The sequence below is a fragment of the Shewanella canadensis genome (assembly GCF_003966225.1).
GTDB classification, from domain to species: Bacteria; Pseudomonadota; Gammaproteobacteria; order Enterobacterales; family Shewanellaceae; genus Shewanella; species Shewanella canadensis.
Map to the genome: position 1 here is coordinate 15,716 of NZ_RXNU01000020.1, position 10,222 is coordinate 25,937.

A 10,222-nucleotide genomic window follows, 5' to 3' on the forward strand; every position below is an offset into this window, starting at 1 on the left:
AACGAATGAGTACTGCACTCGCAACGCTGGCTGGGAAGCTGGCTGAACGTGTCGGCATGGATTCTGTCGACCCACAGGAACTGATCACCACTCTTCGCCAGACGGCATTTAAAGGTGATGCCAGCGATGCGCAGTTCATCGCATTACTGATCGTTGCCAACCAGTACGGCCTTAATCCGTGGACGAAAGAAATTTACGCCTTTCCTGATAAGCAGAATGGCATCGTTCCGGTGGTGGGCGTTGATGGCTGGTCCCGCATCATCAATGAAAACCAGCAGTTTGATGGCATGGACTTTGAGCAGGACAATGAATCCTGTACATGCCGGATTTACCGCAAGGACCGTAATCATCCGATCTGCGTTACCGAATGGATGGATGAATGCCGCCGCGAACCATTCAAAACTCGCGAAGGCAGAGAAATCACGGGGCCGTGGCAGTCGCATCCCAAACGGATGTTACGTCATAAAGCCATGATTCAGTGTGCCCGTCTGGCCTTCGGATTTGCTGGTATCTATGACAAGGATGAAGCCGAGCGCATTGTCGAAAATACTGCATACACTGCAGAACGTCAGCCGGAACGCGACATCACTCCGGTTAACGATGAAACCATGCAGGAGATTAACACTCTGCTGATCGCCCTGGATAAAACATGGGATGACGACTTATTGCCGCTCTGTTCCCAGATATTTCGCCGCGACATTCGTGCATCGTCAGAACTGACACAGGCCGAAGCAGTAAAAGCTCTTGGATTCCTGAAACAGAAAGCCGCAGAGCAGAAGGTGGCAGCATGACACCGGACATTATCCTGCAGCGTACCGGGATCGATGTGAGAGCTGTCGAACAGGGGGATGATGCGTGGCACAAATTACGGCTCGGCGTCATCACCGCTTCAGAAGTTCACAACGTGATAGCAAAACCCCGCTCCGGAAAGAAGTGGCCTGACATGAAAATGTCCTACTTCCACACCCTGCTTGCTGAGGTTTGCACCGGTGTGGCTCCGGAAGTTAACGCTAAAGCACTGGCCTGGGGAAAACAGTACGAGAACGACGCCAGAACCCTGTTTGAATTCACTTCCGGCGTGAATGTTACTGAATCCCCGATCATCTATCGCGACGAAAGTATGCGTACCGCCTGCTCTCCCGATGGTTTATGCAGTGACGGCAACGGCCTTGAACTGAAATGCCCGTTTACCTCCCGGGATTTCATGAAGTTCCGGCTCGGTGGTTTCGAGGCCATAAAGTCAGCTTACATGGCCCAGGTGCAGTACAGCATGTGGGTGACGCGAAAAAATGCCTGGTACTTTGCCAACTATGACCCGCGTATGAAGCGTGAAGGCCTGCATTATGTCGTGATTGAGCGGGATGAAAAGTACATGGCGAGTTTTGACGAGATCGTGCCGGAGTTCATCGAAAAAATGGACGAGGCACTGGCTGAAATTGGTTTTGTATTTGGGGAGCAATGGCGATGACGCATCCTCACGATAATATCCGGGTAGGCGCAATCACTTTCGTCTACTCCGTTACAAAGCGAGGCTGGGTATTTCCCGGCCTTTCTGTTATCCGAAATCCACTGAAAGCACAGCGGCTGGCTGAGGAGATAAATAATAAACGAGGGGCTGTATGCACAAAGCATCTTCTGTTGAGTTAAGAACGAGTATCGAGATGGCACATAGCCTTGCTCAAATTGGAATCAGGTTTGTGCCAATACCAGTAGAAACAGACGAAGAATTTCATACGTTAGCCGCATCCCTTTCACAAAAGCTGGAAATGATGGTGGCGAAAGCAGAAGCAGATGAGAGAAACCAGGTATGACAACCACGGAATGCATTTTTCTGGCAGCGGGCTTCATATTCTGTGTGCTTATGCTTGCCGACATGGGACTTGTTCAATGACACCTCAGCAGGAAAACGCCCTTCGCAGCATTGCCCGTCAGGCTAATTCTGAAATCAAAAAAAGCCAGACAGCAGTTTCCGGATAAAAACGTCGATGACATTTGCCGTAGCGTACTGAAGAAGCACCGCGAAACGGTAACGCTGATGGGATTCACACCGACTCATTTAAGCCTGGCAATCGGCATGTTAAACGGCGTCTTTAAGGAACGATGAACATGAAAAGCAAAATCATCAGGGAGCTACAGGCTCCTTTTTTATTATTCGCATTCACCCTCAAGCGTATTAACCAACAGTTCAGGGATTAATGAAAGATGGCAGACATCATTGATTCAGCATCAGAAATAGAAGAATTACAGCGCAACACAGCAATAAAAATGCGCCGCCTGAACCACCAGGCTATATCTGCCACTCATTGTTGTGAGTGTGGCGATCCGATAGATGAACGAAGACGCCTGGTCGTTCAGGGTTGTCGGACTTGTGCAAGTTGCCAGGAGGATCTGGAACTTATCAGTAAACAGAGAGGTTCGAAGTGAGCGAAATTAACTCTCAGGCACTGCGTGAAGCGGCAGAGCAGGCAATGCATGACGACTGGGGATTTGACGCAGACCTTTTCCATGAATTGGTAACACCATCGATTGTGCTGGAACTGCTGGATGAACGGGAAAGAAACCAGCAATACATCAAACGCCGCGACCAGGAGAACGAGGATATTGCGCTAACAGTAGGGAAACTGCGTGTTGAGCTTGAAACAGCAAAATCAAAACTCAACGAGCAGCGTGAGTATTACGAAGGTGTTATCTCGGATGGGAGTAAGCGTATTGCTAAACTGGAAAGCAACGAAGTCCGTGAAGACGGAAACCAGTTTCTTGTTGTTCGCCATCCTGGGAAGACTCCTGTTATCAAGCACTGCACTGGTGACCTGGAAGAGTTTCTGCGGCAGTTAATCGAACAAGACCCGTTAGTAACTATCGACATCATTACGCATCGCTATTACGGGGTTGGAGGTCAATGGGTTCAGGATGCAGGTGAGTATCTGCATATGATGTCTGACGCTGGCATTCGCATCAAAGGAGAGTGAGATCGGTTTTGTAAAAGATAACGCTTGTGAAAATGCTGAATTTCGCGTCGTCTTCACAGCGATGCCAGAGTCTGTAGTGTCAGATGATGACCGTACTCAAACATCGGGTTGAGTATTATCTTACTGTTTCTTTACATAAACATTGCTGATACCGTTTAGCTGAAACGACATACATTGCAAGGAGTTTATAAATGAGTATCAATGAGTTAGAGTCTGAGCAAAAAGATTGGGCGTTATCAATGTTGTGCAGATCCGGTGTCTTGTCTCCATGCAGACATCACGAAGGTGTTTATGTAGATGAAGGTATAGATATAGAGTCGGCATACAAATATTCCATGAAGGTTTATAAGTCTAATGAAGACAAATCCCCATTCTGCAATGTGCGAGAAATGACTGATACCGTGCAAAATTATTATCACGAGTACGGTGGAAACGATACTTGCCCTCTCTGTACAAAACATATAGATGATTAAACCCAATATTACATAACAATCCTCGCACTCGCGGGGATTTATTTTATCTGAACTCGCTACGGCGGGTTTTGTTTTATGGAGATGATAAATGCACTTCCGAGTCACAGGAGAATGGAATGGAGAGCCATTCAACAGAGTTATCGAAGCGGAGAACATCAACGACTGCTACGACCACTGGATGATATGGGCGCAGATAGCACATGCAGACGTAACCAATATTCGAATTGAAGAACTGAAAGAACACCAAGCCGCCTGATGGCGGTTTTTTCTTGCGTGTAATTGCGGAGACTTTGCGATGTACTTGACACTTCAGGAGTGGAACGCACGCCAGCGACGTCCAAGAAGCCTTGAAACAGTTCGTCGATGGGTTCGGGAATGCAGGATATTCCCACCTCCGGTTAAGGATGGAAGAGAGTATCTGTTCCACGAATCAGCGGTAAAGGTTGACTTAAATCGACCAGTAACAGGTGGCCTTTTGAAGAGGATCAGAAATGGGAAGAAGGCGAAGTCATGAGCGCCGGGATTTACCCCCTAACCTTTATATAAGAAACAATGGATATTACTGCTACAGGGACCCAAGGACGGGTAAAGAGTTTGGATTAGGCAGAGACAGGCGAATCGCAATCACTGAAGCTATACAGGCCAACATTGAGTTATTTTCAGGACACAAACACAAGCCTCTGACAGCGAGAATCAACAGTGATAATTCCGTTACGTTACATTCATGGCTTGATCGCTACGAAAAAATCCTGGCCAGCAGAGGAATCAAGCAGAAGACACTCATAAATTACATGAGCAAAATTAAAGCAATAAGGAGGGGTCTGCCTGATGCTCCACTTGAAGACATCACCACAAAAGAAATTGCGGCAATGCTCAATGGATACATAGACGAGGGCAAGGCGGCGTCAGCCAAGTTAATCAGATCAACACTGAGCGATGCATTCCGAGAGGCAATAGCTGAAGGCCATATAACAACAAACCATGTCGCTGCCACTCGCGCAGCAAAATCAGAGGTAAGGAGATCAAGACTTACGGCTGACGAATACCTGAAAATTTATCAAGCAGCAGAATCATCACCATGTTGGCTCAGACTTGCAATGGAACTGGCTGTTGTTACCGGGCAACGAGTTGGTGATTTATGCGAAATGAAGTGGTCTGATATCGTAGATGGATATCTTTATGTCGAGCAAAGCAAAACAGGCGTAAAAATTGCCATCCCAACAGCATTGCATATTGATGCTCTCGGAATATCAATGAAGGAAACACTTGATAAATGCAAAGAGATTCTTGGCGGAGAAACCATAATTGCATCTACTCGTCGCGAACCGCTTTCATCCGGCACAGTATCAAGGTATTTTATGCGCGCACGAAAAGCATCAGGTCTTTCCTTCGAAGGGGATCCGCCTACCTTTCACGAGTTGCGCAGTTTGTCTGCAAGACTCTATGAGAAGCAGATAAGCGATAAGTTTGCTCAACATCTTCTCGGGCATAAGTCGGACACCATGGCATCACAGTATCGTGATGACAGAGGCAGGGAGTGGGACAAAATTGAAATCAAATAATGATTTTATTTTGACTGATAGTGACCTGTTCGTTGCAACAAATTGATAAGCAATGCTTTTTTATAATGCCAACTTAGTATAAAAAAGCTGAACGAGAAACGTAAAATGATATAAATATCAATATATTAAATTAGATTTTGCATAAAAAACAGACTACATAATACTGTAAAACACAACATATGCAGTCACTATGAATCAACTACTTAGATGGTATTAGTGACCTGTAACAGAGCATTAGCGCAAGGTGATTTTTGTCTTCTTGCGCTAATTTTTTGTCATCAAACCTGTCGCACTCCAGAGAAGCACAAAGCCTCGCAATCCAGTGCAAAGCTTTGTGTGCCACCCACTACGACCTGCATAACCAGTAAGAAGATAGCAGTGATGTCAAACGACGCAGCTGACTTCTTTTCTTTCACGACTTCCCCACACCCAGCATGCATACCTTTCCGCCATAACTGTAGTGAATGTCTGTTATGAGCGAGGAGCGGAAGTTAACACTTATGAAAAATGGCTACGAAGTCCGTGGCTATCTATCGGCTTATTAGTACTTGAAACGCTTCTTCAGAAGCCTGAAGAGCTAATCGTTCGGCGATACTATATATGCATTAATAGACTATATCGTTGGTATAAACAGTGCACCATGCAACATGAATAACAGTGGGTTATCCAAAAGGAAGCAGAAAGCTAAATATGGAAAACTACAATACGATGCCCCGTTAAGTTCAATACTACTAATTTTTAGATGGAAAACGTATGTAATAGAGAGTAACTTAAAAGAGAGATCCTGTGTTGCCGCCAAATAAATTGCGGTTATTTTAATAAAATTAAGGGTTACTATATGTTGGAGTTTAGTGTTATTGAAAGAGGCGGGTATATTCCTGCAGTAGAAAAAAATAAGGCATTCCTACGAGCAGATGGTTGGAATGACTATTCCTTTGTTACAATGTTTTATCTTACTGTCTTTGATGAGCATGGTGAAAAATGCGATATCGGAAATGTTAAAATTGGTTTTGTAGGTCAAAAAGAAGAAGTAAGCACTTATTCATTAATAGATAAAAAATTCAGTCAACTCCCTGAAATGTTTTTTTCCTTAGGTGAAAGCATTGACTACTATGTTAATCTCAGCAAATTAAGCGATGGTTTTAAACATAACCTTCTTAAAGCTATTCAGGATTTAGTAGTATGGCCAAATCGATTAGCCGACATTGAAAATGAAAGCGTCCTTAACACCTCATTACTTAGAGGGGTAACTCTTTCAGAAATTCATGGACAGTTCGCACGTGTGTTAAATGGTTTGCCAGAATTGTCAGATTTCCACTTTTCATTTAATAGAAAAAGTGCTCCCGGATTCAGTGATTTAACTATACCTTTTGAGGTGACGGTTAATTCTATGCCCAGCACGAACATTCATGCTTTTATCGGGCGGAATGGGTGTGGTAAAACAACAATTTTGAATGGAATGATTGGTGCAATCACCAACCCAGAAAACAATGAATATTTTTTCTCTGAAAATAATAGACTTATCGAGTCAAGAATCCCAAAGGGATATTTTCGATCGCTTGTTTCAGTTTCGTTTAGTGCATTTGATCCTTTTACTCCTCCTAAAGAACAACCTGACCCAGCAAAAGGTACACAATACTTTTATATTGGACTCAAGAATGCTGCCAGCAATAGTTTAAAATCACTAGGCGATCTCCGCTTAGAATTCATTTCAGCATTTATTGGTTGTATGAGAGTAGATAGAAAAAGACAACTCTGGCTTGAAGCTATCAAAAAACTAAGTAGTGATGAAAACTTTTCAAATATGGAACTCATCAGCCTCATTTCTAAATATGAAGAGTTAAGACGTAATGAACCACAGATTCAAGTGGACGATGATAAATTCACTAAATTGTTTTATGACAATATCCAGAAATATCTGCTTCGAATGAGCTCTGGACATGCAATTGTTTTATTTACTATCACAAGATTAGTAGATGTCGTTGGCGAAAAGTCATTAGTTTTATTCGATGAACCAGAGGTTCATCTGCATCCACCTTTGCTCTCTGCTTTTTTACGAACATTAAGCGACTTACTCGATGCACGCAATGGTGTAGCAATAATTGCAACTCATTCCCCAGTAGTACTGCAAGAGGTTCCAAAATCCTGCATGTGGAAAGTCCTACGGTCAAGAGAAGCAATAAATATTATCCGTCCGGATATTGAGACATTCGGTGAGAACTTAGGTGTTTTAACTCGTGAGGTGTTTTTACTTGAAGTGACAAATTCTGGATACCACCACTTATTATCGCAGTCCGTTGATTCAGAGCTTTCTTATGAAACCATTCTAAAAAATTATAATGGTCAGATAGGATTAGAAGGTCGAACCGTTTTAAAAGCGATGATAATGAACAGAGATGAAGGTAAAGTACAATGAAAAAACTACCTCTTCCAGCGAGAACTTATAGCGAAATGCTTAATAAATGCTCGGAAGGTATGATGCAGATAAATGTTAGAAATAATTTCATTACTCACTTCCCCACTTTTTTGCAGAAAGAACAACAATATAGAATATTAAGCTCGACAGGTCAGTTATTTACCTACGACAGGACACACCCTCTTGAGCCTACAACCTTAGTAGTTGGTAACCTGACAAAGGTTAAATTAGAAAAGCTTTATGAAAATAATCTCCGAGATAAAAACAAACCCGCTAGAACATATTACGATGACATGCTTGTTTCATCAGGTGAAAAATGTCCATTTTGTGGTGATATAGGACAGACAAAAAATATAGATCATTTTCTTCCTATTGCACATTATCCTGAATTTTCGGTGATGCCTATTAATTTAGTTCCATCGTGCCGCGACTGCAATATGGGAGAGAAAGGTCAAGTTTTCGCAGTAGATGAGGTACACCAAGCGATTCATCCCTATATCGACAAGGACATTTTTTTTCGTGAGCAATGGGTATATGCAAATTTCGTTTCCGGAACTCCGGGTGCTATCAGTTTTTATGTTGAATGCCCGGCGAACTGGAGGCAGGAAGACAAACACAGAGCTCTTCATCATTTCAAGCTATTAAATATTGCTAACAGGTATCGTTTGGAGGCAGGGAAGCACTTGAGTGAAGTGATTACTCAAAGAAACTCTTTCGTAAAAGTTATAAGGAAATATAGTTCAACCGCAACGTTTCAGCAGCTACAGTCAGAATTTATTGAAGCAAATCTGAAACCTATTATAGATTTGAATGACTTCCCCAATTATTGGAAAAGAGTTATGTATCAGTGCCTAGCAAACTCGGAAGATTTTTTCAGAGGGATCTAGAATATGATGAAAGATAGAAAATTACGACGCTTATCGGAAGTGAACGAATACTTTTTATATGAGGAGGGCTGTTTTTACAAAATCCGGTAGTAACTTGCTAACCAATTCCTAGGCAGGTCATTGGCAACAGTGGCATGCACCGAGAAGGACGTTTGTAATGTCCGCTCCGGCACATAGCAGTCCTAGGGACAGTGGCGTACAGTCATAGATGGTCGGTGGGAGGTGGTACAAATTCTCTCATGCAAAAAATATGTAAAATCGGTAGCAACTGGAAATCATTCAACACCCGCACTATCGGAAGTTCACCAGCCAGCCGCAGCACGTTCCTGCATACGACGTGTCTGCGGCTCTACCATATCTCCTATGAGCAACGTGTTAGCAGAGCCAAGCCACAACTCTAATTTTAATACATAATGAATGATAATAATAATATTAAAAATTTCCTGTGTAACTAATTTACTATATGGTTTCTGATAAGAATCATTGCAAAGATCAAACAACTTGTATTACATTGACAGTTAAGCAGTTAATTTTATCACCTCTAAAATATATCAGCATCTAGCATGCAACCTATCAAAATGGAGAGTTTTATGACTAAAAAACCATGGGAAAGAAGACTTAAAGATTTATCGCACTTGCTCAAATGCTGCATTGATACATATTTTGACCCTGAATTATTTCGCTTGAATTTGAATCAATTCCTCCAAACCGCAAGAACAGTAACATTTATTATTCAAAAAAACAAAAACCAGATTATAGGATATGACATTTGGTATAACAATAATGTTATTGAAAAATGGAAAAATGATCCATTAATGGCTTGGGCTAAAAATTCTCGCAATACGATAGAAAAACAAGGCGATTTAGAAATGTATAGCGAGGCAAAGGCTACTCTTATTTCATCTTACATTGAAGAAAATGACATTGAGTTTATTACAAATGAAAGTATGTTAAACATTGGTATAAAAAAGTTAGTCAGACTTGCACAAAAGAAATTACCTTCATATTTAACTGAATCATCTATTATTAAATCAGAAAGACGATGGGTCGCTAATACGCTAAAAGATTACGAATTATTACATGCCTTAGCTATAATCTATGGCAGAATGTATAACTGCTGTAACTCTCTTGGCATACAAATAAACAATCCAATGGGTGACGATGTGATTTCGCCAACATCATTCGACTCTTTATTTGATGAAGCCAGGAGAATAACTTATTTAAAATTAAAAGATTACTCCATAAGCAAATTGTCATTTAGCATGATACAATATGACAATAAAATAATTCCTGAAGATATTAAAGAGCGTCTAAAACTGGTAGATAAGCCTAAAAATATCACTTCGACAGAAGAGTTAGTTGACTATACAGCCAAGCTTGCAGAAACGACTTTTTTAAAGGACGGTTATCACATTCAAACATTAATTTTTTATGATAAACAATTCCATCCAATTGATTTAATCAATACAACATTTGAAGATCAAGCAGATAAATATATTTTTTGGCGTTATGCAGCTGACAGAGCCAAAATAACAAATGCCTATGGCTTCATTTGGATATCAGAGCTATGGCTCAGAAAAGCAAGCATCTACTCCAATAAACCAATACATACAATGCCAATTATAGATGAAAGACTTCAGGTAATTGGAATTGATTCAAATAATAATCAAAAATGTATTTCATGGAAAATAGTTAGAGAAAACGAAGAAAAAAAACCGACTTTAGAAATATCAACAGCAGACTCAAAACATGACGAAAAACCATATTTCATGCGTTCAGTCTTAAAAGCAATTGGCGGTGATGTAAACACTATGAACAATTGAGTCATAGAACTTCCATTATTCTCCTGAAGATAATAATCGCCAAATAAACCAATACTCAGCTTTACAATATACTAACTAACCGCAGAACGTTA

At 41.5% G+C, this 10,222-nt stretch carries 13 protein-coding genes; all 13 read left to right on the forward strand.

Annotated features, from left to right (window positions below; genetic code table 11):
* Positions 1-5: 5 nt before the first annotated feature.
* The 13 genes from bet (at position 6) to EKG38_RS22825 (ending at position 10,130) form a co-directional block, all read left to right on the forward strand.
* Entirely contained in the window at positions 6-791 is a 786-nt protein-coding gene (gene bet / locus EKG38_RS22760) for a phage recombination protein Bet (RefSeq protein ID WP_000100844.1), read from the forward strand.
* Positions 788-1,468: a lambda exonuclease family protein gene (locus EKG38_RS22765; RefSeq protein WP_000186853.1), complete on the forward strand. Its 681-nt coding sequence runs from the start codon at positions 788-790 to the stop codon at positions 1,466-1,468. The genes bet and EKG38_RS22765 overlap by 4 nt, the downstream gene beginning before the upstream one ends.
* Positions 1,465-1,647, forward strand: coding sequence for a DUF1317 domain-containing protein (locus EKG38_RS22770; protein WP_000149542.1), 183 nt, complete (start codon positions 1,465-1,467; stop codon positions 1,645-1,647). Before EKG38_RS22765 ends, EKG38_RS22770 begins: the two co-directional genes overlap by 4 nt.
* On the forward strand, positions 1,620-1,811 hold the full coding sequence (locus EKG38_RS22775; protein ID WP_015979260.1) for a DUF1382 family protein: 192 nt from the start codon (positions 1,620-1,622) through the stop codon (positions 1,809-1,811). The genes EKG38_RS22770 and EKG38_RS22775 overlap by 28 nt, the downstream gene beginning before the upstream one ends.
* A 391-nt stretch (positions 1,812-2,202) precedes the next feature.
* The gene (locus tag EKG38_RS22785; RefSeq protein WP_000763367.1) at positions 2,203-2,424 is read left to right on the forward strand and encodes a TraR/DksA family transcriptional regulator; all 222 of its coding nucleotides are present in this window, start codon (positions 2,203-2,205) and stop codon (positions 2,422-2,424) included.
* Positions 2,421-2,969 (forward strand): ead/Ea22-like family protein, encoded by a 549-nt coding sequence (locus EKG38_RS22790; protein WP_001289873.1) that lies wholly within the window; start codon positions 2,421-2,423, stop codon positions 2,967-2,969. The genes EKG38_RS22785 and EKG38_RS22790 overlap by 4 nt, the downstream gene beginning before the upstream one ends.
* Positions 2,970-3,160: 191 nt before the next feature.
* Positions 3,161-3,442, forward strand: coding sequence for an Ea8.5 family phage-derived protein (locus tag EKG38_RS22795; protein ID WP_000026224.1), 282 nt, complete (start codon positions 3,161-3,163; stop codon positions 3,440-3,442).
* An 88-nt stretch (positions 3,443-3,530) separates the two neighbouring features.
* Positions 3,531-3,698: a hypothetical protein gene (locus EKG38_RS22800; RefSeq protein WP_000545733.1), complete on the forward strand. Its 168-nt coding sequence runs from the start codon at positions 3,531-3,533 to the stop codon at positions 3,696-3,698.
* 39 nt (positions 3,699-3,737) lie between these two features.
* Positions 3,738-3,956: an excisionase gene (locus EKG38_RS22805; protein WP_002414258.1), complete on the forward strand. Its 219-nt coding sequence runs from the start codon at positions 3,738-3,740 to the stop codon at positions 3,954-3,956.
* Positions 3,934-5,004 (forward strand): tyrosine-type recombinase/integrase, encoded by a 1,071-nt coding sequence (locus EKG38_RS22810; RefSeq protein ID WP_000533640.1) that lies wholly within the window; start codon positions 3,934-3,936, stop codon positions 5,002-5,004. The genes EKG38_RS22805 and EKG38_RS22810 overlap by 23 nt, the downstream gene beginning before the upstream one ends.
* An 838-nt stretch (positions 5,005-5,842) precedes the next feature.
* A complete protein-coding gene (locus EKG38_RS22815; RefSeq protein WP_015979259.1) occupies positions 5,843-7,420 on the forward strand; it encodes an AAA family ATPase in 1,578 nt (525 codons plus the stop codon).
* Complete coding sequence (locus EKG38_RS22820; RefSeq protein ID WP_000735931.1) at positions 7,417-8,307, forward strand: HNH endonuclease signature motif containing protein; 891 nt, start codon at positions 7,417-7,419, stop codon at positions 8,305-8,307. The genes EKG38_RS22815 and EKG38_RS22820 overlap by 4 nt, the downstream gene beginning before the upstream one ends.
* A gap of 590 nt (positions 8,308-8,897) precedes the next feature.
* Positions 8,898-10,130: an Ea47 family protein gene (locus EKG38_RS22825; protein ID WP_000162952.1), complete on the forward strand. Its 1,233-nt coding sequence runs from the start codon at positions 8,898-8,900 to the stop codon at positions 10,128-10,130.
* Positions 10,131-10,222 lie beyond the last annotated feature (92 nt).

Excerpts from the sequence above, each read along its gene's own strand:
- bet (WP_000100844.1), top strand. The coding sequence starts at position 6 with ATGAGTACTGCACTCGCAACGCTGGCTGGGAAGCTGGCTGAACGTGTC.
- EKG38_RS22765 (WP_000186853.1), top strand. The coding sequence starts at position 788 with ATGACACCGGACATTATCCTGCAGCGTACCGGGATCGATGTGAGAGCT.
- EKG38_RS22770 (WP_000149542.1), top strand. The coding sequence starts at position 1,465 with ATGACGCATCCTCACGATAATATCCGGGTAGGCGCAATCACTTTCGTC.
- EKG38_RS22775 (WP_015979260.1), top strand. The coding sequence starts at position 1,620 with ATGCACAAAGCATCTTCTGTTGAGTTAAGAACGAGTATCGAGATGGCA.
- EKG38_RS22785 (WP_000763367.1), top strand. The coding sequence starts at position 2,203 with ATGGCAGACATCATTGATTCAGCATCAGAAATAGAAGAATTACAGCGC.
- EKG38_RS22795 (WP_000026224.1), top strand. The coding sequence starts at position 3,161 with ATGAGTATCAATGAGTTAGAGTCTGAGCAAAAAGATTGGGCGTTATCA.
- EKG38_RS22800 (WP_000545733.1), top strand. The coding sequence starts at position 3,531 with ATGCACTTCCGAGTCACAGGAGAATGGAATGGAGAGCCATTCAACAGA.
- EKG38_RS22805 (WP_002414258.1), top strand. The coding sequence starts at position 3,738 with ATGTACTTGACACTTCAGGAGTGGAACGCACGCCAGCGACGTCCAAGA.
- EKG38_RS22810 (WP_000533640.1), top strand. The coding sequence starts at position 3,934 with ATGGGAAGAAGGCGAAGTCATGAGCGCCGGGATTTACCCCCTAACCTT.
- EKG38_RS22815 (WP_015979259.1), top strand. The coding sequence starts at position 5,843 with ATGTTGGAGTTTAGTGTTATTGAAAGAGGCGGGTATATTCCTGCAGTA.
- EKG38_RS22820 (WP_000735931.1), top strand. The coding sequence starts at position 7,417 with ATGAAAAAACTACCTCTTCCAGCGAGAACTTATAGCGAAATGCTTAAT.
- EKG38_RS22825 (WP_000162952.1), top strand. The coding sequence starts at position 8,898 with ATGACTAAAAAACCATGGGAAAGAAGACTTAAAGATTTATCGCACTTG.